Source organism: Bacillus sp. FSL M8-0071 (genome assembly GCF_037975455.1).
GTDB lineage: Bacteria > Bacillota > Bacilli > Bacillales > Bacillaceae > Bacillus > Bacillus subtilis.
In genome coordinates this window covers 3,593,645-3,617,090 of record NZ_CP150256.1, presented here as the reverse complement: position 1 = coordinate 3,617,090, position 23,446 = coordinate 3,593,645, and the positions used below count along the sequence as shown (strand labels likewise).

The 23,446-nt window shown below is 41.0% G+C and carries 28 protein-coding genes and 1 pseudogene; 21 read left to right on the top strand and 8 right to left on the bottom strand.

Going from position 1 to position 23,446, the window contains the following annotated elements:
* Positions 1-189 precede the first annotated feature (189 nt).
* The 15 genes and pseudogenes from MKX71_RS18670 to MKX71_RS18600 all read left to right on the top strand — a co-directional run bounded on the left by MKX71_RS18670 (position 190) and on the right by MKX71_RS18600 (position 11,460).
* The gene (locus tag MKX71_RS18670) at positions 190-333 is read left to right on the top strand and encodes a hypothetical protein (protein WP_003242876.1); all 144 of its coding nucleotides are present in this window, start codon (positions 190-192) and stop codon (positions 331-333) included.
* A gap of 232 nt (positions 334-565) precedes the next feature.
* Positions 566-1,312 (top strand): protein-tyrosine kinase activator TkmA, encoded by a 747-nt coding sequence (gene tkmA, locus MKX71_RS18665; RefSeq protein ID WP_339231478.1) that lies wholly within the window; start codon positions 566-568, stop codon positions 1,310-1,312.
* Positions 1,302-2,018, top strand: a complete 717-nt coding sequence (ptkA, locus tag MKX71_RS18660) for a tyrosine-protein kinase PtkA (RefSeq protein WP_043858830.1) — start codon at positions 1,302-1,304, stop codon at positions 2,016-2,018. Before tkmA ends, ptkA begins: the two co-directional genes overlap by 11 nt.
* A gap of 48 nt (positions 2,019-2,066) precedes the next feature.
* Positions 2,067-2,831, top strand: coding sequence for a tyrosine-protein phosphatase (locus tag MKX71_RS18655; RefSeq protein WP_339231477.1), 765 nt, complete (start codon positions 2,067-2,069; stop codon positions 2,829-2,831).
* A 194-nt stretch (positions 2,832-3,025) separates the two neighbouring features.
* On the top strand, positions 3,026-4,348 hold the full coding sequence (gene uglF, locus MKX71_RS18650; RefSeq protein WP_120363537.1) for a UDP-glucose 6-dehydrogenase UglF: 1,323 nt from the start codon (positions 3,026-3,028) through the stop codon (positions 4,346-4,348).
* Positions 4,349-4,551: 203 nt separating this feature from the next.
* The gene (locus MKX71_RS18645) at positions 4,552-5,337 is read left to right on the top strand and encodes a YwqG family protein (protein WP_339231476.1); all 786 of its coding nucleotides are present in this window, start codon (positions 4,552-4,554) and stop codon (positions 5,335-5,337) included.
* Between the two features lie 75 nt (positions 5,338-5,412).
* Positions 5,413-5,511 (top strand): hypothetical protein, encoded by a 99-nt coding sequence (locus tag MKX71_RS18640; protein WP_128993489.1) that lies wholly within the window; start codon positions 5,413-5,415, stop codon positions 5,509-5,511.
* A 216-nt stretch (positions 5,512-5,727) separates the two neighbouring features.
* Positions 5,728-6,150: a DUF5082 family protein gene (locus tag MKX71_RS18635; RefSeq protein ID WP_017696586.1), complete on the top strand. Its 423-nt coding sequence runs from the start codon at positions 5,728-5,730 to the stop codon at positions 6,148-6,150.
* An 8-nt stretch (positions 6,151-6,158) separates the two neighbouring features.
* Entirely contained in the window at positions 6,159-6,419 is a 261-nt protein-coding gene (locus MKX71_RS18630; RefSeq protein ID WP_339231474.1) for a YwqI/YxiC family protein, read from the top strand.
* A gap of 18 nt (positions 6,420-6,437) precedes the next feature.
* The gene (locus tag MKX71_RS18625; protein ID WP_339231473.1) at positions 6,438-8,324 is read left to right on the top strand and encodes a T7SS effector LXG polymorphic toxin; all 1,887 of its coding nucleotides are present in this window, start codon (positions 6,438-6,440) and stop codon (positions 8,322-8,324) included.
* Between the two features lie 2 nt (positions 8,325-8,326).
* Positions 8,327-8,791: a hypothetical protein gene (locus MKX71_RS18620; protein WP_163131583.1), complete on the top strand. Its 465-nt coding sequence runs from the start codon at positions 8,327-8,329 to the stop codon at positions 8,789-8,791.
* A gap of 336 nt (positions 8,792-9,127) precedes the next feature.
* Positions 9,128-9,490, top strand: coding sequence for a hypothetical protein (locus MKX71_RS18615; protein ID WP_163138352.1), 363 nt, complete (start codon positions 9,128-9,130; stop codon positions 9,488-9,490).
* Positions 9,491-9,530: 40 nt separating this feature from the next.
* Positions 9,531-10,082, top strand: a complete 552-nt coding sequence (locus MKX71_RS18610; RefSeq protein WP_064671652.1) for a hypothetical protein — start codon at positions 9,531-9,533, stop codon at positions 10,080-10,082.
* Between the two features lie 75 nt (positions 10,083-10,157).
* Positions 10,158-10,634, top strand: a pseudogene (locus MKX71_RS18605) (hypothetical protein).
* A gap of 109 nt (positions 10,635-10,743) precedes the next feature.
* Positions 10,744-11,460 carry an endonuclease V gene (locus MKX71_RS18600; RefSeq protein ID WP_339231471.1) on the top strand — a complete coding sequence of 239 codons (717 nt, stop codon included), beginning with the start codon at positions 10,744-10,746 and terminating at the stop codon, positions 11,458-11,460.
* Between the two features lie 86 nt (positions 11,461-11,546).
* Here MKX71_RS18600 and MKX71_RS18595 read toward each other — a convergent pair whose 3' ends face one another.
* Positions 11,547-12,428: a LysR family transcriptional regulator gene (locus MKX71_RS18595; protein ID WP_029318742.1), complete on the bottom strand. Its 882-nt coding sequence runs from the start codon at positions 12,426-12,428 to the stop codon at positions 11,547-11,549.
* A gap of 122 nt (positions 12,429-12,550) precedes the next feature.
* Between MKX71_RS18595 and MKX71_RS18590 the strand changes: the two genes are divergently transcribed.
* Positions 12,551-13,096 (top strand): flavodoxin family protein, encoded by a 546-nt coding sequence (locus MKX71_RS18590; RefSeq protein WP_064911633.1) that lies wholly within the window; start codon positions 12,551-12,553, stop codon positions 13,094-13,096.
* On the top strand, positions 13,093-13,314 hold the full coding sequence (locus tag MKX71_RS18585) for a hypothetical protein (protein ID WP_032722655.1): 222 nt from the start codon (positions 13,093-13,095) through the stop codon (positions 13,312-13,314). The genes MKX71_RS18590 and MKX71_RS18585 overlap by 4 nt, the downstream gene beginning before the upstream one ends.
* 26 nt (positions 13,315-13,340) lie before the next feature.
* Here the strand turns inward: MKX71_RS18585 and chrA are convergent, their stop codons facing one another.
* From chrA to chrS, 3 genes are read right to left on the bottom strand one after another with little or no spacing between them, the layout of a single operon-like run.
* Positions 13,341-13,877 (bottom strand): chromate resistance efflux protein ChrA, encoded by a 537-nt coding sequence (gene chrA, locus MKX71_RS18580; RefSeq protein ID WP_014665634.1) that lies wholly within the window; start codon positions 13,875-13,877, stop codon positions 13,341-13,343.
* Entirely contained in the window at positions 13,874-14,467 is a 594-nt protein-coding gene (gene chrB / locus MKX71_RS18575) for a chromate efflux transporter subunit ChrB (RefSeq protein ID WP_015251064.1), read from the bottom strand. The genes chrA and chrB overlap by 4 nt, the downstream gene beginning before the upstream one ends.
* A 13-nt stretch (positions 14,468-14,480) precedes the next feature.
* The gene (gene chrS, locus MKX71_RS18570) at positions 14,481-14,957 is read right to left on the bottom strand and encodes a chromate efflux transcriptional regulator ChrS (protein WP_014478181.1); all 477 of its coding nucleotides are present in this window, start codon (positions 14,955-14,957) and stop codon (positions 14,481-14,483) included.
* Positions 14,958-15,170: 213 nt separating this feature from the next.
* Here chrS and ggt point away from each other — a divergent pair, with 213 nt between their 5' ends.
* A complete protein-coding gene (gene ggt / locus MKX71_RS18565; RefSeq protein ID WP_046381376.1) occupies positions 15,171-16,748 on the top strand; it encodes a gamma-glutamyltransferase in 1,578 nt (525 codons plus the stop codon).
* A 4-nt stretch (positions 16,749-16,752) separates the two neighbouring features.
* On the opposite strand, the gene MKX71_RS18560 is transcribed toward ggt, so the two are convergent.
* The 3 genes from MKX71_RS18560 to cotG form a co-directional block, all read right to left on the bottom strand.
* Entirely contained in the window at positions 16,753-17,088 is a 336-nt protein-coding gene (locus MKX71_RS18560; RefSeq protein WP_021480762.1) for a DUF4181 domain-containing protein, read from the bottom strand.
* A 176-nt stretch (positions 17,089-17,264) separates the two neighbouring features.
* On the bottom strand, positions 17,265-17,882 hold the full coding sequence (locus MKX71_RS18555; RefSeq protein WP_003227852.1) for a flavin reductase family protein: 618 nt from the start codon (positions 17,880-17,882) through the stop codon (positions 17,265-17,267).
* A 173-nt stretch (positions 17,883-18,055) separates the two neighbouring features.
* The gene (cotG, locus tag MKX71_RS18550) at positions 18,056-18,643 is read right to left on the bottom strand and encodes a spore coat protein CotG (protein ID WP_072692783.1); all 588 of its coding nucleotides are present in this window, start codon (positions 18,641-18,643) and stop codon (positions 18,056-18,058) included.
* A 140-nt stretch (positions 18,644-18,783) separates the two neighbouring features.
* On the opposite strand from cotG, the gene cotH reads away from it, so the two are divergent.
* The 3 genes from cotH (at position 18,784) to MKX71_RS18535 (ending at position 21,879) form a co-directional block, all read left to right on the top strand.
* Positions 18,784-19,872, top strand: coding sequence for a spore coat protein CotH (gene cotH, locus MKX71_RS18545; protein WP_064911629.1), 1,089 nt, complete (start codon positions 18,784-18,786; stop codon positions 19,870-19,872).
* A 127-nt stretch (positions 19,873-19,999) separates the two neighbouring features.
* Entirely contained in the window at positions 20,000-21,142 is a 1,143-nt protein-coding gene (cotB, locus tag MKX71_RS18540; RefSeq protein ID WP_277736746.1) for a spore coat protein CotB, read from the top strand.
* Positions 21,143-21,201: 59 nt separating this feature from the next.
* Complete coding sequence (locus MKX71_RS18535; RefSeq protein WP_015714829.1) at positions 21,202-21,879, top strand: DUF2642 domain-containing protein; 678 nt, start codon at positions 21,202-21,204, stop codon at positions 21,877-21,879.
* A 56-nt stretch (positions 21,880-21,935) separates the two neighbouring features.
* Here the strand turns inward: MKX71_RS18535 and MKX71_RS18530 are convergent, their stop codons facing one another.
* Positions 21,936-23,264, bottom strand: coding sequence for an arsenic transporter (locus MKX71_RS18530; protein ID WP_080529885.1), 1,329 nt, complete (start codon positions 23,262-23,264; stop codon positions 21,936-21,938).
* Positions 23,265-23,446 lie beyond the last annotated feature (182 nt).

Sequence of the window (23,446 nt, the reverse complement as noted above, 5' to 3'; positions counted from 1 at the left end):
ACCGAGTCACGTAATAAAAAGATCCAATTTCTCTATTATATCGCAACACATCGGCCTTAAAAAGTTTTTCCTAAAAAAGGACATAAAAAATAGGATGTGTCGAATGATGTATTAGAGATTGCAAATTGATAACCAGCATCATATAATAATCGTGTTTTCAACTTAATGGAAGCTGAAAGGAAAAAAAAGATGAGTGAAAAGAAATTGAATCAAGAAGAATTTCTGAAAATTTTGATGCATGCACATGAAATTGGTGAGCAGTCATCTGAGATGACGACGAAGGAAATGCTTGAAAATTTGATTTCTCATATTAAAAATGGATATGCAACATAAAAATCCCGCACGCCTTTAGCGGGATTTTTTATGCGAGATGACGTGACTGCACGAATAAGAGAAAATGAGACAGCACTGTCAACACAGTAAATATAGCGCTTACATAAAAAAGAGTAACATATCGTTTTGTGAAAAAATGTCGAATTATGTCACGTGAAAAGCTGGAGAAATGCGGTTTCAACGTTGTATAATCGTAAATGGAAAAGGATGTTATAAGAGATTTGGAGGTATCATGGGAGAATCTACAAGCTTAAAAGAGATATTATCAACGTTAACAAAACGCATACTTTTGATTATGATTGTAACCGCGGCTGCCACTGCTGCCGGCGGACTCATTAGTTTCTTCGCACTTACACCCATCTATGAAAATTCAACTCAGATTCTGGTCAACCAATCGAAAAATGAACGAAAAGAAGTCCAATTTAACGATGTCCAAACCAATCTTCAGTTAATCAATACGTACAATGTCATCATTAAGAGCCCTGCCATCTTAGATGAAGTCATTAAAGAAATGGGCCTGTCGATGACATCCCAAGAACTGAATGACAAAATTACCGTATCCAGCGAACAGGACTCCCAAGTGGTCAACATATCAGTCAGGTATGAAAACGCGGAAACAGCGGCTCATATTGCCAATACTATAGCATCTGTTTTTCAAGACAAAATCACATCCATTATGAATGTTGACAATGTCAGCATTCTGTCAAAAGCCGAGGTTTCAGAACATCCGTCCCCTGTATCGCCAAAGCCGCTACTAAACATTGCCATCGCGTTTGCGGCCGGATTGGCGGGAAGCATCGGACTGGCCTTCCTGCTTGAGCATTTGGATAATACGATCAAATCGGAAGAGCAGCTCGAATCCTTGCTGGACATACCTGTTTTAGGGACAGTTTCCACCATTGCGAATGAGCAGAAAACAGCAAAGACCTTACAGGGTTTCCAATCTGAAAAAACGGGGAGTGGACATTTTGGCGCTTAGAAAAAACAGAGACTCGTGGATGCGGAGAAATGTCATTGCAATGACAGAGCCGAAATCCTTGAACTCTGAACAATATCGGACGATTCGCACGAATATAGAATTTGCTTCAGTGGACCGGCAAATGAAATCAGTCATGATTACATCGGCTTGTCCAGGGGAAGGAAAATCAACAACGGCCGCCAACCTGGCTGTCGTATTCGCCCAACAGGGAAAAAAAGTGCTCCTGATTGATGCTGATTTGCGAAAACCAACAGTACATACGGCTTTTTTTCTTGAAAATACGGTTGGCTTAACATCTGTTTTATTAAAGAAAAGCTCTATGGAGCAGGCTGTACAAGCATCGAATGAAAAACATCTTGACGTGCTGACGAGCGGCCCGATCCCGCCAAACCCGGCCGAGCTTCTCTCCTCGAAGTGGATGAAGGAGCTTGCATACGAAGCGTGTGCGGCATATGATATGGTCATTTTTGATACGCCGCCTATTCTTGCCGTAGCAGATGCACAGATTTTAGGCAACGTGGCAGACGGTTCTGTTCTGGTTATTTCAAGCGGGAAAACAGAAAAAGAACAAGCCGCAAAAGCGAAAGAGGCGCTTGAAACGTGCAAAAGCAAGCTTCTTGGGGCGATTATGAACGGCAAAAAGCTTTCGAAGCACTCTGAATACGGATATTACGGAAACAAGGACAATTTCATGCAAAATAAATAACGTGCATCGTGCCCGTTATTTATTTTTGCGAAAAAAGGGGGCTAGGACATGATCGATATTCACTGTCACATTCTTCCCGCAATGGATGACGGGGCAGGTGATTCGGCCGACAGCATAGAAATGGCAAGAGCAGCTGTTCGTCAGGGAATCCGGACGATCATTGCGACACCTCATCATAACAACGGTGTGTATAAAAACGAGCCAGCCGCAGTCAGAGAAGCAGCAGATCAGTTAAACAAACGTTTAATCAAAGAAGACATTCCTTTACATGTGCTTCCGGGACAGGAAATCAGAATCTACGGCGAGGTAAAACAAGACCTTGCCAAACAGCAGCTGCTTTCACTGAATGATACAAAACACATCTTGATTGAGTTTCCGTTTGATCACGTTCCCCGATATGCGGAGCAGCTTTTTTATGATTTGCAGCTGAAAGGATATATTCCGGTTATCGCCCATCCTGAACGCAACAGGGAAATTCGCGAAAACCCGTCCTTGCTGTATCATCTTGTGGAAAAAGGAGCAGCATCTCAGATTACTTCAGGAAGTCTTGCGGGGACCTTCGGCAAGCAGCTGAAAGCATTTTCTCTCCGGCTGGTTGAAGCCAATTTGATCCATTTCGTAGCCTCAGATGCCCATAATGTGAAAACGAGAAATTTTCACACTCAAGAGGCTCTTTATGTTCTAGAGAAAGAATTCGGCTCGGAACTTCCTTATATGCTGACGGAAAATGCAGAGCTTCTCCTGCGGAATCAGACCATCTTCAGACAGCCTCCGCAGCCGGTCAAAAGAAGAAAATTGTTTGGTTTTTTTTAACAGCCGATTCTCATTTCACCACTTTCTTTTTGAGAGCGATATAATAGTGTATTGTATGGTTGAATCACATTTCAGAAATCTGTACAGGCTGTACCCGACAGGCTATGCGGGAGATCATTCGCATTCATGATAGGATGTTCTCATACGATATTACGGAAGCTGCAAAGCAGCAATTTAACTGTTGGAGGGAAACAATGAATATAACAGTCATCGGAACAGGCTATGTCGGTCTTGTGACAGGTGTTTCTCTTTCTGAGATTGGACATCATGTAACCTGCATTGATATTGACGCTCACAAGATTGATGAAATGAGAAAGGGCATTTCCCCCATATTTGAACCAGGTCTTGAAGAGCTGATGAGAAAAAATACAGCTGATGGACGGCTGAACTTTGAAACGAGCTATGAGAAAGGCTTGGCACAGGCAGACATCATTTTTATAGCGGTCGGCACACCGCAGAAAAGCGACGGGCACGCCAATCTGGAGCAAATTACAGATGCGGCCAAACGCATCGCAAAGCATGTCAAACGAGATACAGTCGTGGTAACGAAAAGCACAGTGCCCGTTGGGACAAACGATTTGATTAATGGACTGATTACTGAACATCTAGCGGAGCCTGTCAGTATTTCGGTCGCATCCAATCCGGAATTTTTGCGTGAGGGGTCGGCGATCTATGATACCTTTCATGGTGACAGGATCGTGATCGGGACGGCCGATGAGAAAACAGCAAATACGCTGGAGGAGCTCTTCCGTCCGTTTCAAATCCCGATTTACCAAACGGATATCAGAAGCGCCGAGATGATCAAATATGCCTCAAATGCTTTTCTGGCCACTAAGATCAGTTTTATAAACGAAATTTCGAATATATGTGAAAAGGTCGGCGCCGATATTGAAGCAGTCGCGTACGGGATGGGACAGGATAAGCGGATCGGGAGCCAGTTTTTAAAAGCGGGCATAGGCTACGGCGGCTCTTGTTTTCCAAAGGACACAAACGCCCTCGTGCAAATTGCCGGCAATGTCGAGCATGATTTTGAACTGCTGAAATCGGTTATCAAAGTCAACAACAATCAGCAGGCGATGCTGGTTGATAAAGCGCTGAACAGGCTCGGCGGGGTGACGGGAAAAACGATTGCCCTTTTAGGCCTGTCATTTAAACCGAATACGGACGATATGAGGGAAGCGCCGTCAATTGTTATTGCAGACCGTCTCGCTGCGCTCGACGCCCGTATCAGAGCCTACGATCCCATTGCAGTTAGCCATGCAAAGCATGTTCTCCCGCAAGCTGTTGAATATAAAGAGACGATCGAGGAAGCTGTCAAAGGGTCTGACGCCGTCATGATTTTAACCGACTGGGCTGACATTAAACAATTCCCGTTAGCGGCTTATCAGGATTTGATGGAAACGCCGCTCATTTTTGACGGCAGAAACTGCTACACATTGGATGAGGCTGCGGCTGCAGGAGTGGAGTATTATTCTGTCGGTCGGAAGGCGGTTGTGCCGTCAGGTGCAATTCAATAGATGAAAAAGAAAGGCTGGTTGCGCACCAGTCTTTTTTTCATCTATTGCGGGGTGCTGAATACATTTGCTACTATTTAACTATTGTTTGGAAAATTATGCAGAAGTAGGGCTTCTTTAAACATTCGTTTGAAAAACATTAGAAGAAAACCAGAAAATAAAACCTTCCAAAAATAATTGGAGATGCCGGAAAAGGAGAGAATCTGATGAATCATCTGCCCGAAAAAATGAGACCGTACCGCGACTTGCTGGAGAAATCAGCGAAAGAATACGTGAAATTGAATGTCCGAAAAGGGAAAACAGGACGATATGACAGTAAAATTGCCGGTGATCCCTATTTCCCCAAGCATGAAACATACCCGACTGATGAAAATGGACAGCCGATGAAGCTTCTGGCACAGATTAATTTCTCACACATTCCCCAGCTTGACGGCTACCCTTCTTCAGGTATCCTGCAGTTCTACATTTCTGTTCATGATGACGTCTATGGATTGAATTTTGACGATCGATGTGAACAAAAGGATTTCAGAGTGATCTATTTTGAAAATATCATAGAAAACGAAGACGAGCTTGTTTCTGATTTTTCATTTATTGGCACAGGCGAATGTGATTTTCCGATTTTATCAGAAGTGGCAGTCGAGCCTGTGAAATCTTCGGAATGGGTGCTGCCTACAGATTTTCAATTTGAGCAGTATACAGGCATGGAAACAATGGAGTTCTTTGGTCAGTTCGACGAGGATGAAGAAGACATTTATAATGAACTGGCTGAAAACGGATTTGGCCATAAAATCGGCGGATACGCTTCTTTTACCCAGCATGATCCGCGGGAATACGCATATAAAGAACACACCATCATGCTTTTACAAATTGATTCAGACGATGATATCGATTCAATGTGGGGAGACGTCGGCATCGCCAATTTTTTCATCACACCTGACGATCTAAGGAAAAAAGACTTTTCAAACGTTCTGTACAACTGGGACTGCAGCTAATACAAGCTTTTGATCCAAAGGGTCAGAAGCGGGGAATAATAGAAGCCAAAGACAAAATCAGACGTGGCCGACCTGATGAAGAACATAAACATGAACAATAAGCTCAGCGCCGTAAGAGGCAGATCAACAACATCTGCCTCTTTCAAGTGCCTTTATAACTATGACTTTAGGTGATTTCATTTTAAAAAACGTTTTCATTAGCTGTATAACGAACAAAAACAAGATCAAATACCTACATTTCAAGAGCGTTATATGCCTAAATTAAGCCATTTACCCTATTTAAGCCGCCTTCTGGCTATTTTAAAATATAATATATGGAAATAAAGTATGGAAAAGTCTATCTTCATCAGCCCCTCCATACGACTTTTTGAGTATTAAGAGGTGATTCAGATGGGTTATGAAAGTATGCTAGCGGATATCAAAAGTTCGCTCAACGGAAAAATTTCCGACGTAGAAGACAAGATCGAAAAGCTGAAAAAAGCAAAAAAGGACATAGACACGCTGCAAGAAGAGGCAATCACTGAAATCAAAGAAATTGTAAAACCGGAATTGGGCAAGCATTGGACGGGAACAAAAGCCGATGATTTCGACAAGGGAAGAGAAGAGGCGAAATCGGAAGCATCTAAGATTGTGAATGATAAATATAACGAGTATATGGCTTCGATTCAGATGGAGATTATTCAGTTGGAATCTATGAAATTTCTCTATGACAAAGAATTAAAGCTAGCGAATTTTGCTGGTCATACTCTTGCTAAGGGTGAAGAATTCTTGGAGGATGCTGTTAATCAAATTAAATCTATTAAATTGTGGTGATCTTTTTTATGTCAGAAATTAAATTGAAATACGATACTGTAATCAAAACATTAGATTCTGTCAAAGATGCGCTTGCTGACGTATCAATCGGCGCCGCGGGATCCAATGGAAAAAACAAACTCGATTATACGAAAAAATATCATGAGCGTGAGGAGAACATCAAAACCATGCTCGGAGATTACAAAAAAGCGGTACAGAAAAATCTCGAGGATACAAAGGATAACGTAGATTCACTCAAAGAGCAGGACGAGGCGATAGCGGTAAAATAGAACAGAAAGGGCAGTGCGATGAGTAAAGTATTTGAATCAAAATCTTTAATCGAAGAAGCGAAGAGCAGAAAAAAGCAATATGAGACGCTTGAAGAGCAGCTGAATACGCTGAAAAAAGCGTTTCAGGGAGTTGCAGATTTAGGCGACAATTTTAAAGGAAAAGGCGCGGACAATATTAAAGATTTTTTTCAGGGGCAGGCGGAAATCGTAGACAGCTGGCTGACGCTTGTCTCTGCTCAAATTGCGTTTTTAAACGGCATTTCAGGAGATATTAAAGATCAAGAACTCAATGATTCATATGTGGAAACTTCATTTTTGGATCATGAGCTGCCCAATGGCGACCTGAAAGCTTCAGAGATTGTCTCCGCTCATAAAGAAGAAATCGATTCTATTTTGTCAGGCATCAGCGATATTATTGATCTCGACATGTACACGCTTGACGAGTATGCAGATAAGATGGGCGATGCCCAAAAAATCAGACGTGACACGATCACAGCTGTCGATAAGCTTGATGAATCCCTGACCACTGAATATCAAAATTTAGAATCTCTGGACAACGCAGTGCTCACCAAATATTCTGTTCTCATGCAGGCCACCAGCAATGGGAAGAGCGCATCCCCTATGTACTATGACAAAAAAGCCTTCCACAGCAATGAAGTCTACAAAAGCGTGATTGAAGTAGAAAATCAAGGAACAACCTATATTGATGCAAAAGCCCAGCAAGCAGAAGCAAGACGTCTCCAGGAAAAAGCCGAGGAAGAAGCAAACAAACCATGGTACGAAAAAACATGGGATGGAGTTTGCAACTTTACTGGAGAAGTCACTGGCTATTATGATTATAAAAGAGCAACTGAAGGCGTTGACCCGGTTACCGGAGAAAAACTCTCCACCGCAGAACGTGTGACAGCAGGAGCTATGGCCGCAGCCGGATTTATACCAGTCGTCGGCTGGGCAGGCCGCGCCTTCAAAGGCGGAAAAGCCATCTACAAAACCGGAAAAGCTGCTATCGCGGCTGAACACGCTTTAGATGCCTACAAAACAGGCAAATCCTTAGACATCCTCAAAATGACAGAAATGGGCGCATACGGCCTTGTTGCGTCAAACGGATTCTCAGAAGCCGTCACGGGACGGGATATGTTTGGAAACAAAGTGTCTGAGGAGAAGCGGAAGCAAGGGGCGCTCGAAGCGGCATTGAGCTTGGTTGGAGCCGGTGCATTGGCGAAACATATTGATAAAGGCATCCCGCTTGCAACCCATTCAAAAGTCCAAAAAGCAAACAAAACACTAGAAAAAGTAAAACAATTCAAAGTCCCAACAAACGTCCGCGTGTACGCAGAACGCCCTGTAACTCCGGATGGCTTTACATTCGGAATCCCGACAGTACGTGTCGATGTGGAAAAGACGGCTGTTAAGGATCTTGGGATTGTGAAGATGGTTAGTAGTGGTAAAGGTATTAAGGGTACGGGTAAGTCATCTAATAAGAATCCATTACCGTCTTGGCTTAAAGAACGGTGGGAAGCAGGAAATAATTTCAATAAGGAAAATCGCCCCCGTTACCCTTATAATGAAGTAGAGCTAGAAGCAAAAGAAGCAGGCGGCAAAAAGTACGTAGTTGATTCATATTCTCCAAATAAGGAGATAGTTTCCAGGAAGTATACTCAACTTAGTGACGTTCAAGAAAAGACAGCACTGAGTTACTTGAACGAGATTACTAAAAAATATTCTTCAGGGTCTAAAATATCAAATGGTCCTTTTAATCCAAAAGCTCTTAAAGGCGGACGACTGAAAGGTGAATTGATATTAGAAGTACCTGTTCAAAATAAAGCTATTCCACAAAAAATTCTTGATGAAGCAACAAAAAATAGGATTATTATTAGGGATATAAATGGGAAGGTGTATAATTGACTATGAAAGTTTATTATTGTGATGAATGGTCGGACATAAAAAAACAGCCTTGGAATATTCTTGATGATTGTACCGCATACTTACATCACCAAAAACATGAACCATATACTGCGGTATTAACCGAAGGCGAAAAACCTAAATATGTTGTAAATGTAACAAATGAATGGGTTTCAGTGGGTTTTTATGATGACTTGACTCGTAAGTATCTGAATTATGATTTTGAAGTTATAAGTGATGGTAAAATCTTCTTAAGAACAGCAATGTATTGGGAATATGATGATGCAACTGATAATGAAGTTAGCAGTTTGATTATAGGCTTTCGCGAAGATGGTCATATAGCAATGGAGAAGACAGATTTCAAGACCGGTTCGGTCGAAGAGCGTGAGACTAACGACAACCTTAAGAGCAACTGGGATGATTTCCCTAAATTTGGTGAATATAATCACTTGTGCAGAGAGGAAAGATAATATGAGATGCAGCTAATGTTCTCATAACGTTTTTCCTGGAAGAATATCAGTTTTAATCCTTTTACAAGTAGAAAAAAAACTAACCTTCCCTCGATTGGCGCTTGCCTCTCGAGGTTTTTTAAACTTAAAATTTTTGCATTGAAACTGATCTATAAGATAATTAGTAAGATGAATATAGATGCAAGGGGCAGCCTTGTAAAATGAAGTTCGTACAGCTAAGTAAATATTATTCATAATCTACATTTTCACCTTTCAGGTCTCCCACTCAAATAGTTGGTTGACAAGTTATCTAAAAACAGACTTTAAGAATAACGGCTCTCTAAAGAGGTTATATAAATGAGAAAACATATTAAATTAGATGTTCCAAAAGCTAATATACATCCCTTAAGAATAACACAAGGTTGGAAAGTAAATTATAATCATTTTGTTGAAATAGATCCAAGAACATTAGAACCGAATGATGATTCCTGGTTTTTGTTCACAGACAGTTTGTTGCAGCTTTATCATGAACAATCCTCAATAACGCTTGATTTAGGCTGGGTTCCTGACATTTCTCCTGAAGGTAATTATCTGGTTTTACTAGTCAAAGATAATGATTGGGAAGATCCTATTAAAGAATTTTCATCAGATGACTATAAAAAAGTGATTTTATATATTGAATATCATTTAAAACAAGTAACAACTACTTGGTGGAATTAAGTTTAATGATTCTTAATTATGGATGGAATGGTTACTATTTATGGAACATGGAATCAGGTTTATTAATGAATATCCTGAAATTGGTGAGTTGCTTCATCGTCTATTTGTGAATAGGGAATTAGACGAATGGTACAAGAACAAATGCGCAGAGAAAATAAAAGTACCTGATGAATTTAATCAAATAAAAGGTTTGAAAAAAATTGAAGTTAGAGATTTAAACAATCCTTCAGGAGAAATTGATATCCATTTGCAAGATCTTTCTGGGGAAAATGGTTTTCATTTAGAACAGCAAATCAATATGAAAGTATCTAAATTGGTTCCTGTTTATGTATTAGATTATAGTTATTCCCTAAGACACGATTTAATCGATGGCGCTTATGACATTGTAGGTACCGCTGAATCTTTAGAATTCATTCAGGGAACGAACTATATTAATAAAATAATGCAAGAGAAAGGGTTTATTGAACTCAGTTATTTATATGATTACTACGATACTGTGTATGAGTGGAGTGAATTGCCGCATATACAGCCTTTCAACAGGAGATTAACATTAGGAGATGCCTTGTTTACTGATGTATTAGAATTGCTGTAGTTAAAACTTGTCGTGTTGTCATCGGCAAGTTTTTTTATAGAGAGTATAACAATATGGAGTGCAAGGAGAAGCGGGATGGAAAGAGACCATATTTCTCTATTGCAGCCATTAAAAATCTGCAATGGCTGGTCTGTAGTACTGAACAATTTATGTTCAGAAAAAAGAATTCAAGAAAAATGTGAATTACTAATACTGCAAAATGAAGAACGTAAGGCCTTTATTAAGGTAAGTTATGAAAATAATCAATACCATATCAAAGTAGCTGGCTTAAAAACAGATAAGATTTATGAAGATGAGTCTTTTAATGAGATAGAACAATTATTAGAAGAGTTAGAATATCAAATCGGGAGTGTGGGAAGCGGGGTTTTAGAGGGTTTGCAGCCACTAAGCCCAGGGTGGTAACCAAAAGGTGATCCAGCCGGAAGCTATGGGATTGAACTGATAAAAAACGAAGATTGGGAAAATCCTTTAGAGGATATTATGTGTACTGAACTTAAAGAATTAATTAAACAATTGGATTATATTTTTATGAAAGAAATGAAAAATGAATAGTAATAAAAAAGCAGATTATACTATCTGCTTTTTTCAATGATATAATTTGGTGTCATTGCTAGAATCGATATGCAGGACAATTGAGCGCGAAGAGAGGGAAACAAGTAAAATGGAAATACATCAAATACACGATTTTCATCTAAAAGATGAATCGGATTTTGTTCAAACACAACAATCCCTTAGAAATCGTATCAACCTATCCCAGACGATCCATCCCAACTCCATCAACACCTGCGCAGGCGTCGATCTCGCCTATTGGGAGCAGAACGGAGAACCATACGGAGTGTGCAGTATTATCGTGATTGACGCTGATACAAAAGAAGTCATTGAAAAAGTGCACAGCATGGGGAGAATCAGCGTGCCGTATGTTTCCGGTTTTCTTGCGTTTCGCGAGCTGCCTTTGATCATCGAGGCGGCGAAAAAGCTGGAGACGGAGCCGGATGTCTTCTTGTTTGATGGCAACGGATATCTGCATTACAATCATATGGGCGTTGCCACCCATGCGGCTTTTTTTCTGGGCAAGCCGACGATTGGGATTGCGAAAACCTATCTCAAAATCAAAGGCTATGATTTCGTGATGCCTGAAAATGAAGTCGGTGCATACACCGATATTCTCATTGACGGCGAGGTATATGGCCGGGCGCTGCGAACGCGGGGGGACGTGAAGCCTATTTTCTTGTCTTGCGGTAATTATATTGATTTAGACAGCAGCTATCAGATCACGATGAGCTTGATCAATCAAGAAAGCAGATTGCCAATCCCTGTCCGCCTGGCTGACCTTGAAACGCATGTTTTGCGAACGTTTTATCAGAAAAATCACATGTAACACTTGGGGCTCTAAGTCATCAAGTGTTTTTTTGTATGTGTGTGCTTTCCTGGTCTCAAAAACCTTGTCGTCCTTGTGGAGAGGTTTTATTTGAATGTTTTCCGTGTCAAATCGATAAAAGCCTTTAATGGCGCAGACATCCATTTGTCCTTATGCCATGCTAATTGAGTGAAAACGGGGCAATCGCTCTGCCAATTGAGTTCTTTCATCCGGCCTGCTGCAATATCATCTTTTACTGTCATTTCAGGCAAGATTCCAATCCCAAGTCCGGCTATCACGCATTGTTTGATGGCTTCTATGCTGACGAATTCCAATTTGTTAGGATAGACACCGGAGTCATGCAAATTGTTCTCAAAGAGCGTGCGGTACGAGCAGCCGTCCTCTGTCAGCAGAAGAGTTTCGTTTTGAAGATCCTTCAATGTTACTGGTAAATCCGCAGGAAAAGGATGGTCATTAGCAGCCACCATTTTGATCTCATCCTGAATCAAAGATTCAACGTGCAGTGCGTCTTCCATCCGGTTTACATCCAAGATGAAGGTGATATCAAGCTGGCCCTGTAAGAGCTGTTCTTTCGCTTGTTCATTGGAGATATATGGTTTGAATATGAGCTTTACTTGGGGAAAAGCCTGTTTAAATTCTTTTATGATAGGCGGCAGGCGGTATGTGCACTGGCTTTCCGTCGCCCCGATTTTTAAGGTTCCGGTTGTTTCTCTTACTTGATTTGCGGCCATTTTCGCTTCTTCTGTTAACGCAATGATCTTCTGTGCATAAGATTTGAACGTTTTTCCTGCTTCTGTCAAGATAAGCCGCTTGCCGAGCCGTTCAAATAAAGGCGTCCCAATTTCTTCTTCAAGTGATTTGATCTGAGAGGTAACGCTTGATTGTGCATAATTAAGCATTTTGGCGGTTAGGGTGAAGTTTACATGTTCTGCCGCCGTAATAAAGGTGATCAGCTGCTTCAATTCCACTTGTTCTCTTCCTTTCTAAATCGGTTTTAGCGATTGGATTAATCGAAATAATCATCTGTATTGATTGATGAATCCATTATAAGATGAAGAAAATCATTCGTAAACAAAGGAGCAGATGCATCATGAAAATTGCGGTTATTAACGGCGGAACTCGGTCTGGCGGAAATACGGATGTTCTTGCGGAGAAGGCTGTTCAAGGATTCGATACGGAGCACATTTATTTGCAGAAATATCGAATTCAGCCAATTGAAGATCTGCGTCACGCCCAAGGCGGCTTTCGTCCTGTTCAAGATGACTACGATTCTATCATTGAACGGATATTGCAGTGCCATATTCTTGTATTCGCCACCCCAATTTATTGGTTTGGCATGTCAGGGACATTAAAGCTGTTTATTGATCGCTGGTCACAGACGTTGAGAGATCCGAGATTTCCTGATTTTAAACAGCAAATGTCAGTGAAACAGGCATATGTAATAGCAGTGGGCGGAGACAATCCAAAAATAAAAGGGCTGCCGCTGATTCAGCAATTCGAACATATTTTTCATTTTATGGGAATGTCCTTTAAAGGCTATGTGCTGGGAGAAGGCAATCGTCCAGGCGATATTCTTCGTGATCATCAGGCGCTGTCCGCTGCGGGCCGCTTACTGAAAAGAAGCGATGCGATATGAAGTTTTTGCTGTCGGTCATTGCTGGCTTGCTGATTCTTGCACTCTATTTATTTTGGAAGGTCCAGCCTCCTGTTTGGATACAAGTTGAAACCAATTCGTCCGAGTTGAAGCAATCTGTGAGAATGGCAGGAACCACGCTGCAAGTCAAGCACATCATCAAGAGTGACGCAGGAGAAGAAACAGCTGTCATATCAAACGGCATTTCTGGGCCAAAATAAAAAAGCACCTGTCCAGGTGCTTTTTTCTATAAATGAGGGATCACAAGGCCCCCATATAAAAACGCCGCGATAATCAAAAATGCCGGATGCATTTTGAATTTTGTCATGGCAAGGAGCGAAATTCCCGCAATCACGATCGATTGGATCCAGCCGATCGCTTTGATGCCATCTGCGCCGATTTGCCAGGTAAGAATGAGCATCATGACCGCGATGACAGGCTGGACGGACAGCGTCATGCCTTTGATGACAGGTGATTGGCGGAAGCGCTGGATGATGCGCAGCAGGACGATCAATGCGAGCGCCGACGGTACGACGGTTGCGATCAGGGCAATTAGGAAGCCGGGCCACCCGCCTGCGCTGTAGCCGACATACGCAGCGATTTTCGTGGCGATCGGGCCCGGCAAAGCGTTCGCAAGTGCGAGCATATTTGAGAATTGATCGTTTGAGAGCCAGCTGTATCTGTTTACAACTTCTTCAAACATTAGCGGGATAGACGCAGGTCCGCCGCCATATCCCAGTAGGTTTGCGATAAAAAACGCCATAAATAAATAGATCGATATCATGAGGCTGACATTCCTTTATCTTTTGAATGTTTATTTGTGATTTTGTCTTTCAGTTTAAAATGAAACGCCCCGTACGCTAAGAAAATGATAATGACCAGGCCGGGATTAATCTGTAAAGTTTGCAGGCCGATAAAAGCGATGATAAAAAACAGGATGCCGGTAACCCAGCCGAAACCTTTAAGCGCTTTTTGGCCAAACTCGTACGCCATGATTCCGAGCATGACCGCAATTACCGGCGTGACGGCACCGATCATACCTGCAACAATTGCTGAATGGCTTAACACATTTACAGCCGCAAACAAGCCCACCATCGCAAGACATGTAGGCAGAATGTGGGCGAGAGTCGCCACAACTGCACCTAATGTGCCTTTTAGCTTAAAGCCCAGATAAGCAGCCATTTTGGTGGCAATCGGTCCGGGAAGCGCATTAGCGATTGCTAATATTTCTCCGAATTCATCATCGTCAATCCATTTATATTTATTGACCGCTTCATGGCGGATCAGCGGAATCACGGAAGGTCCGCCGCCGAACCCTAATATGCCGGTGCGAACCATTGCGGCCGTCATATCCCGATAAGGATGGTTTTTCATTCGTTTCTCTCCTTTACAGCTTCATTCCCATACGGCTTTTGTATCGTTTGATCAGCATCTGGCAATCAACACTGACGACGCCTCGCAATGGATACAGCCGTTTTGTTAAGAATTCTTCCATTTCTTGATCGTTGGCAAAGATCCCATGCATATGCAGCTTGCTCGGGCCTGTCATGTGATAAAGGCTGGTGACCGCAGGCTCTTCCTCAAGCTTAAGAGCGACCTCTTCTAAAAATTGCGGTTCTACCTCGACATTGAAAAACACGGAAACATGAATGCCGATTTTAGCGGGATTGATGACAGCGGTGAATTTTTCAATAACACCGGCTTCAATTAATTGGTTGATACGGGCCTGGACGGCGACCCGTGACAAATCGACTCTTTTGCCAAGATCCGTATAAGAAATTCTGCCTTCTTCATGCAAAATCGTGAGAATTTGTTTATCAGTCTCATCAAGTACAAGGTTGGGGATTTGATATTCATGACTCAATTGCTCCACCTGCTTTCGTAGCCTTTTAGCAATCATTTTATCATAAAAGTTACGTATCGAAATAATAATTTTTTATTTGTTTTCGAAATGAATGAAAAAATATCTTGTTATTTGCGAAAAGTAGAAAGTTCGTCAGTTTTTCTGCCGGATCAGTAGATGTGAAAAATCAGGCTCCCTATACTGAAGAAAATTTCTTAAAAAAGGGGACTTGTGATGAACAAATCTGTCATCGGTACAAAGCAAATGATCGTCAGTCCGCATTACCTCGCTTCTCAAGCCGGAAACCGCATACTGGATAAGGGAGGCAACGCGTTTGACGCCGCTGTTGCGGTGAGTGCTTGTCTTGCGGTTGTGTACCCGCATATGACCGGACTTGGCGGGGATTCCTTTTGGCTGACCTTTCACCAGGAAACAAAGGCAGTAAAAGTCTACAATGGCAGCGGCAGTTCAGGAAAAAACGTAACGAGAGATGTATATAAGGGAAAAAGCGCGATTCCGCTGCGGGGAATTGACAGTGCCATTACCGTGCCGGGAATGGTTGATAGCTGGGATGCGGTCCTGAAGGAGTACGGGCGTCTGTCTCTTGCAGATGTATTGGAGCCCGCACGCGATTATGCCCAAAATGGGTTTCCTGTATCAGCTGATCAGTGTCGTCACACAGAAAAGAATATTGAATTGCTGGCTTCCACGCCTTACACGGCTGACATCTTCACAAGAAGGGGCAAAGCACCTGTCCCGGGAGAGCGGTTTGTGCAAAAAGAGCTTGCAGACAGTCTGAACTTGATTGCTGAAAAAGGAAGAAGCGCATTTTATGAAGGAGATCTCGCTCAGCGGATTGTCTCACATTTACAGAATAACGGCAGTTACATGACAATCGATGATTTTAAAGCGCATCGGGGTGAGTGGGCAGTGCCTGTATCAAGTGATTATCGAGGGTACAGTGTGTATCAGGCGCCGCCAAATTCTCAGGGATTTACCGGTTTATTAACACTGAACATTTTGGAAAACTATGATTTCACCCAAATCGAACACGGTTCATTTGAGTATTATCACGTGCTTGTGGAGGCATTGAAAAAGAGTTTTCTAGATCGGGATGCCGTCCTGACTGATCCGGCGTTTGCAGACATTCCGCTTGAAAGGCTTTTGGACAAACGTTATGCAAAACAATTGGCAGAAGAAATCGGCTATCTCGCAATACCGGCAGAAAGCAGGCCGGTGGGAAGTGATACGGCATATGCGGCCGTAATCGATGCGGATGGCAACGCAGTGTCATTCATTCAAAGCCTGTACTTTGAATTTGGCTCGGCAGTCACTGCCGGTGATACAGGCATATTACTGCAAAACCGCGGATCGTTTTTCTCACTGGATGAAAATCATGTCAACACGCTTGAACCGAGAAAGCGCACCTTCCATACGTTGATGCCGGCTATGGTCTGTAAAGGCGGAAAGCCAAAAATTCTGTACGGCACACAAGGCGGCGAAGGCCAGCCGCAGACTCAGACGGCCATCATTACCCGAATGCTGGACTACGGAATGCATCCACAGCAGGCAATCAGCGAACCGCGCTGGGTATGGGGCAGAACGTGGGGAGAGGAATACGAAGGTCTCAGAGTCGAGGGCAGATTCACAGACAAAACAATCCAAAAACTGAAAGACAGCGGGCATCTCGTGGAGGTTGTCGGTGACTATGATCCGCTGATGGGACAAGCGGCTGCAATCAAAGTTGATGAAGAAGGCTTTCTCCAAGGCGGAGCCGATCCTCGGGGAGACGGAGCGGCTGTGGGGATTTAAATAACTATAGGGTACAAATATAAATCAAAAGCATAAACATAAGGGAGACCTCTACAATGTGGTACATAAACTGTTTATCTTCAGGTCTATAATGCCACTCCATAAAAATTCGTATTGAGTCAATCACAATAAAAAATAAAAGAAGCAAATATTCAACTGGAAAAAAGGAGAGTGAAAACACAAACAAAATAAGTAAAGTGATTTCGATCCATTTGTGTGTATTGCTGACATGCTTATATCGCCAGCCGGATTTATCAATACCGTATTTTTTCTTTATAAAAAATTGAGAGGCGAGACTGATGGTAATAGCGATCAGCATTAAAATCCAAAAGTTTGTCATTCCAATTCCTCCTAATCTACCTATATACGAAGAAAAAGGAAAAACGTTTCATAAAAGAACACCCCGAGCTTACTCTGGGTGTTCTTTTTTTGATATTTTTTCAGTTATTTACAGGCGATATTTTGTAATCATAAGGTCTTTTTGACTAGTTTCTTCTATTTAAATAGTCCTTCTCTTCAGCTGGGACGAATCAGTGTGAATTCTTCCCCCAGCTTGGCATAGTGATTTCCCGCCAATCGTGAGGCAGGCTTTAATTCATCCGTTAAAATATATCCCTTTTCTGCATCATACACCTTTTCATCTAGGTGGAAGCAGACAACTCTTCCGATGAGCAGATCTGCTGTAGTGATGCCTTGATCATTGTCAAAGGTAATATGCCGCTCTAATTTGCACTCAAAGCGAACGCGGGCTTCCTTAATGCCGGGAACTGAAACAGCTTTGCTTTCAACAGGATGAAGCGAGGTGCGTGTAAGCTCGCTTTCATCCGGCCTTAAGCTTGCAGCTGTTTCATTGATATCTTCAATGATGGCTTCATCACTGACATGAACGACAAATTCTCCGTTCTCCACTGCGTTTCGCGCTGTATCTTTTTGGCGTCCTTCCGTCCTGTTAACAGAAATACTGAGAAGCGGAGGATCTGAGCTGACGACGTTATAAAAACTGAAAGGCGCGGCATTGACCGCTCCTCCTGAAGAAAGTGTTGTCACAAATGCAATGGGGCGGGGAATAACGGTACCTGACAATAGCTTGTATGTGTCTTTGGCACTAAGCTGATCAGCTTGAAATATGTACATAGCAACAACCGCCTTTATCGTTAGGATACCTTGATTATAACGAAATGGTTTAAAGGAAACCAAATGATGCGGGTTGCATATGTTATGTCATGACATATATCTAATACAGGGCAAATAAAAAAATAGGCTTCCGTACCTCCGCCGGCAGCCTATTGAAACAATGAAAACTTAGATTATTTGTATTTCTTTTTGACTACCCAGCAATTGCCGTCTTTCCAGTATTCTTTTTTGCTGTCATAATCATCGTGTCTTTTGTAGTCGTCGCAGTGGTGGTACGGTTTTTTGTAGTATTTCTTATGGGAACGATAAGATTTTTTGTGTGTGCGGCATGACTTTTTATAGCTGCGAGATTTTTTCTTGTGAGAACAGTATGACTTTTTGTAGCTGCGAGATTTTTTGTAAGAACGGCAAGATTTTTTATAGCTGCGAGATTTTTTGTAAGAACGGTAAGATTTTTTATAGCTGCGAGATTTTTTGTGAGAACGGTACGATTTTTTGTGGCTGCGAGATTTCTTGTGAGAGCAGTATGATTTTTTGTGGCTGCGAGATTTTTTGTGAGAACAGAATGATTTTTTGTGACTGCGAGATTTTTTGTGAGAGCAGTATGATTTTTTATGGCTGCGAGATTTTTTGTGAGTGCGGTGCGACTTTTTATGACTGCGTTTTTTTCCATGAGGCTCTTGGTATAAATAATCCTTTAAACCTTCTTTTTTTGCGGATTTCACCGCTTCTTCGATGTCAGAATGGGAATAGTGGCCCAATTTGAAATCCTCCTTTTAAAAATATGTTAAGGATGAAGATCCTTACTACCCTCATAGTACGCGCGGTTTTAAAAAGTGTATAAGTGTTCCGCTGAGATCTTATAAAAATAAAAGCCTAAAATTTGTAAGGAGGATTATGGATGAAGAATCAATCCAATTTACCGCTTTATCAGCTGTTTGTTCATCCAAAAGACTTGCGTGAATTAAAAAAGGATATATGGGACGATGATCCGGTGCCAGCTGTGATGAAGGTAAATCAAAAAAGGCTGGATATTGATATCGCTTATCGGGGATCACATATCAGAGACTTCAAAAAGAAGTCATACCATATTTCCTTTTATCAGCCGAAAACATTCCGCGGCGCGCGAGAGATTCACTTAAATGCGGAGTATAAAGACCCTTCCTTGATGAGAAACAAATTGTCTCTGGATTTTTTCTCGGAGCTAGGGACACTGTCTCCAAAGGCAGAGTTTGTGTTTGTAAAGATGAATGGGAAGAATGAAGGGGTTTATCTTGAACTTGAATCCGTAGATGAATATTATTTGGCGAAAAGGAAGCTGGCTGATGGCGCGATTTTTTATGCGGTGGATGATGATGCCAACTTTTCTCTGATGAGCGATTTAGAAAGGGAAACGAAAACATCGCTGGAGCTTGGATATGAAAAGAAAACAGGGACTGAGGAGGATGATTTTTATTTACAGGATATGATTTTTAAAATTAATACGGTCCCTAAAGCTCAGTTTAAGTCAGAAGTGACAAAACACGTGGATGTCGATAAGTATTTGCGCTGGCTTGCTGGTATTGTATTCACCTCGAACTATGACGGGTTTGTCCACAACTACGCATTATACAGAAGCGGGGAAACCGGATTATTTGAGGTGATTCCTTGGGATTATGATGCGACTTGGGGCAGGGATATCCATGGAGAGCGGATGGCTGCCGATTATGTAAGAATTCAAGGATTTAATACACTAACCGCCCGGATATTGGATGAATCCGAGTTTCGCAAGTCCTACAAGCGCCTGTTAGAAAAAACGCTCCAATCTCTTTTTACAATAGAATATATGGAACCGAAAATCATGGCGATGTATGAACGGATTAGGCCGTTTGTCCTCATGGACCCATATAAAAAGAATGATGTTGAGCGTTTTGACCGTGAGCCGGATGTGATCTGCGAGTATATTAAAAACCGTTCACAATACCTCAAAGATCATTTAAGTATTTTATGAATGCGTGAAAATGGGTATTCGCGGAAAAAGCGACAATTAGGCTATTGAATTAGTTCAACAAATAAATGTGACACGTATATATGCAGTATGTTTATCATCTATGTATAAGTGACTAGGAGGAATTTGAATGAGCAAGAGGAGAATGAAATATCATTCAAATAATGAAATATCGTATTATAACTTTTTGCACTCAATGAAAGATAAAATTGTTACTGTATATCGTGGAGGTCCGGAATCTAAAAAAGGAAAATTAACAGCTGTAAAATCAGATTATATAGCTTTACAAGCTGAAAAAAAAATAATTTATTATCAGTTGGAGCATGTGAAAAGTATTACTGAGGATACCAATAATAGCACCACAACAATTGAGACTGAGGAAATGCTCGATGCTGATGATTTTCATAGCTTAATCGGACATTTAATAAACCAATCAGTTCAATTTAACCAAGGGGGTCCGGAATCTAAAAAAGGAAGATTGGTCTGGCTGGGAGATGATTACGCTGCGTTAAACACAAATGAGGATGGGGTAGTGTATTTTAATATCCATCACATCAAAAGTATAAGTAAACACGAGCCTGATTTGAAAATAGAAGAGCAGACGCCAGTTGGAGTTTTGGAAGCTGATGATTTAAGCGAGGTTTTTAAGAGTCTGACTCATAAATGGGTTTCAATTAATCGTGGAGGTCCGGAAGCCATTGAGGGTATCCTTGTAGATAATGCCGACGGCCATTATACTATAGTGAAAAATCAAGAGGTGCTTCGCATCTATCCTTTTCACATAAAAAGCATCAGCTTAGGACCAAAAGGGTCGTACAAAAAAGAGGATCAAAAAAATGAACAAAACCAGGAAGACAATAATGATAAGGACAGCAATTCGTTCATTTCTTCAAAATCATATAGCTCATCAAAATCATCTAAACGATCACTAAAATCTTCAGATTATCAATCATCCAAATCTGGTCGTTCGTCACGTTCAAAAAGTTCTTCAAAATCATCTAAACGATCACTAAAATCTTCGGATTATCAATCATCCAAATCTGGCCGTTCGTCACGTTCAAAAAGTTCTTCAAAATCATCTAAACGATCATTAAAATCATCAGATTATCAATCATCAAAATCATCTAAACGATCACCAAGATCATCAGATTATCAATCATCAAGATCACCAGGTTATTCAAGTTCCTTCAAAAGCTCAGAAAAACAAAAGGAAGATTATAGCTATGAAACGATTGTCAGAACGATAGACTATCACTGGAAACGTAAATATTAATAGATAATGGAGGAGCATCAGATTAAGTGATGCCCTTTTTCAGTTAAAGGAGGAGAATCGTGAAAGGTTTGAATCAATTCCTAAACACAGATGTTGAGGTTGTCATTTCAGGAGATACAAGGTTTGTCGGCACCCTTATAGATATTGGACAGGATATTTTTGTTATTTTTGATGGCTGCAATTATCTTTATATTCCCTTGTTGCATCTTCATCAAATAAACAAGGCGAAAATAATGACCAGTACTGAGAAGCCATTTTTGATCAATCCGGAAGATCCATCCATAGAGGCAGAAACTCAAGCTTTTTCATATAGAAATACATTAAACAAGGTCAAAGGCCAGTTTATTGAAGTTTATGTAACTGGGGGTCGATCGATCCATGGATATGTTACAAATGTTTTAAACGATTATATTGTATTTTTCTCACCTGTATTTAAAATACTTTTTATATCTATGCATCATTTAAAATGGTTTACCCCTTATTCAACTGAACAAACACCGTATACTCTTGACAACTCACAATTGCCTGTCGTGCCTTCCAAAGTTCCTCTTGTGCGTAATTTTGAGGAGCAGATCAAAAAAAATATTGGTGAATTGGTCATATTTGATATGGGAGAGGTGCCAGAAAAAGTCGGACTATTAAAGGGTGTCTCTAATAATATCATTGAGCTTATTAACGCAAGTGGAGAGCCAGTCATTTGGAAGTTAAATCATCTAAAGACAATGCATCTTCCCTAGTGTATACAAAACTGCCCTCTTGAAAAGCAGAAGGCAGTTTTTCGTTTCATACTATGCTAAAGAAATAACCAACTGATCCAAAAATATAAACATGTTAACGTAAAAAGAACAGTCAGCGGAATGATGATAATGGTCGTTTTTATATATTCGCCCCATGAAATACTTTCATCATGCTGTTTTAATATATGCATCCAAATAAGCGTTGCTAAGGTTCCCATAGGTAATAATAATGAACCGATATCACTGCCGATAATATTTGCCAAGTAGATGATTTTTGTTGCTGAAGGATTCAGGGTCATTTCAGTTAAGGTAAAAGTACTGATCATTAACGCTGGATGGTTGTTAAAGAGATTAGAAAAAACTGAAGTAGAGATACCTGATGCGAAAGTTGCATGGGCGAGGCTTCCAGAAACCACAGGTTCAAAATAATTCACAAGTAACTCTGTGAATCCAATATTATGCAGACCATAAATTAAGACATACATAGTAAAAGCGAATATAAAAATGTGCCAAGGCGATTTATATAACAAGTCTCTTGGGGAGGTTTTGAAATAAATCCATCTCCAGCTCAACAGGATAAAAGATCCGATGACAGCGACTAGAGGAACAGAAATACCGGTATATGATGCTGCAAATAGACTCATTCTGACGAGAAAAACAAATGCAAGCACAAACAACATGATTTTTGTTTGATTTCGTTCTGGTAAAGGAGCTGATGGCGAATGAAGAGGATGGTACCTTCTATGCCGCAGAGACTGAAAATGGCCCGGTATATCTGGCAGGTTCTTGGGAAGACGTTTATAAAAGAACATAAACAGTAGACAAGTCATAAAAATGAGTCCCATCATACTAGGGACAAACATCATGGCGGTGTGAAGATATAGATCCATTCCAATGATTTTGAGAGAAATTAAATTAACAATATTACTTACGCCAATCGGTGCGCTAGAGGCTGTGGCTATTAAAACACCGCTTAATAAATATGGGGCTTTTTGATGTTTTTTTAAACCTAAATATTTTAGTACAAGCAAAAGGATTGGAGTTGTGATCAAAATGCTCCCATCATTATTAAGGAAAATGGTCATGAGAAAGCAGAGCAAATTGGTTAGCCAAAAAAGCTTGATGCCTGAACCCTTGGATTGTTGGAGCAGTTTTGCAGCCACCCAATAAAAGAAACCAAAGCTTTCTAGTGCAATGGCCATAATCATAGTGGCAAGGATTGTAACCGATGCTCCCGTGACTTTTGTTCCGATTTCCCCTAAGTCTGCCAATGACACACTTCCGCACAATAAAACCATTAAAGCGCCAAATGTGGCAGGGATAGCTTCATTTAGTCCTTTTGGTCTCCAGAAAATAAAAATCATTGTTACGAAAAAAGCGAGCAATGTGAATATGCCGGTGAACTCAATAATTTACTTCACCTCTCTATCTTTCATTTTTAAAATCAAACTAATGTCCTGCGCTTACTGATGTCCTTGCCAACTATTTGTACTGTATGTATACGTATACTGACATAAAGTTGTACTAAGCGATTATATTAAATTAATAAAAATTCCATAAGAATCCC

What these genes read in the sequence shown, in the direction of transcription:
- MKX71_RS18670 (WP_003242876.1), top strand. Translation starts at nt 190, where the DNA reads ATGAGTGAAAAGAAATTGAATCAAGAAGAATTTCTGAAAATTTTGATG.
- tkmA (WP_339231478.1), top strand. Translation starts at nt 566, where the DNA reads ATGGGAGAATCTACAAGCTTAAAAGAGATATTATCAACGTTAACAAAA.
- MKX71_RS18655 (WP_339231477.1), top strand. Translation starts at nt 2,067, where the DNA reads ATGATCGATATTCACTGTCACATTCTTCCCGCAATGGATGACGGGGCA.
- uglF (WP_120363537.1), top strand. Translation starts at nt 3,026, where the DNA reads ATGAATATAACAGTCATCGGAACAGGCTATGTCGGTCTTGTGACAGGT.
- MKX71_RS18645 (WP_339231476.1), top strand. Translation starts at nt 4,552, where the DNA reads ATGAATCATCTGCCCGAAAAAATGAGACCGTACCGCGACTTGCTGGAG.
- MKX71_RS18640 (WP_128993489.1), top strand. Translation starts at nt 5,413, where the DNA reads ATGAAGAACATAAACATGAACAATAAGCTCAGCGCCGTAAGAGGCAGA.
- MKX71_RS18635 (WP_017696586.1), top strand. Translation starts at nt 5,728, where the DNA reads ATGGGTTATGAAAGTATGCTAGCGGATATCAAAAGTTCGCTCAACGGA.
- MKX71_RS18630 (WP_339231474.1), top strand. Translation starts at nt 6,159, where the DNA reads ATGTCAGAAATTAAATTGAAATACGATACTGTAATCAAAACATTAGAT.
- MKX71_RS18625 (WP_339231473.1), top strand. Translation starts at nt 6,438, where the DNA reads ATGAGTAAAGTATTTGAATCAAAATCTTTAATCGAAGAAGCGAAGAGC.
- MKX71_RS18620 (WP_163131583.1), top strand. Translation starts at nt 8,327, where the DNA reads ATGAAAGTTTATTATTGTGATGAATGGTCGGACATAAAAAAACAGCCT.
- MKX71_RS18615 (WP_163138352.1), top strand. Translation starts at nt 9,128, where the DNA reads ATGAGAAAACATATTAAATTAGATGTTCCAAAAGCTAATATACATCCC.
- MKX71_RS18610 (WP_064671652.1), top strand. Translation starts at nt 9,531, where the DNA reads ATGGAACATGGAATCAGGTTTATTAATGAATATCCTGAAATTGGTGAG.
- MKX71_RS18600 (WP_339231471.1), top strand. Translation starts at nt 10,744, where the DNA reads ATGGAAATACATCAAATACACGATTTTCATCTAAAAGATGAATCGGAT.
- MKX71_RS18590 (WP_064911633.1), top strand. Translation starts at nt 12,551, where the DNA reads ATGAAAATTGCGGTTATTAACGGCGGAACTCGGTCTGGCGGAAATACG.
- MKX71_RS18585 (WP_032722655.1), top strand. Translation starts at nt 13,093, where the DNA reads ATGAAGTTTTTGCTGTCGGTCATTGCTGGCTTGCTGATTCTTGCACTC.
- chrA (WP_014665634.1), bottom strand. Translation starts at nt 13,877, where the DNA reads ATGATATCGATCTATTTATTTATGGCGTTTTTTATCGCAAACCTACTG.
- chrB (WP_015251064.1), bottom strand. Translation starts at nt 14,467, where the DNA reads ATGAAAAACCATCCTTATCGGGATATGACGGCCGCAATGGTTCGCACC.
- ggt (WP_046381376.1), top strand. Translation starts at nt 15,171, where the DNA reads ATGAACAAATCTGTCATCGGTACAAAGCAAATGATCGTCAGTCCGCAT.
- MKX71_RS18560 (WP_021480762.1), bottom strand. Translation starts at nt 17,088, where the DNA reads ATGACAAACTTTTGGATTTTAATGCTGATCGCTATTACCATCAGTCTC.
- MKX71_RS18555 (WP_003227852.1), bottom strand. Translation starts at nt 17,882, where the DNA reads ATGTACATATTTCAAGCTGATCAGCTTAGTGCCAAAGACACATACAAG.
- cotH (WP_064911629.1), top strand. Translation starts at nt 18,784, where the DNA reads ATGAAGAATCAATCCAATTTACCGCTTTATCAGCTGTTTGTTCATCCA.
- cotB (WP_277736746.1), top strand. Translation starts at nt 20,000, where the DNA reads ATGAGCAAGAGGAGAATGAAATATCATTCAAATAATGAAATATCGTAT.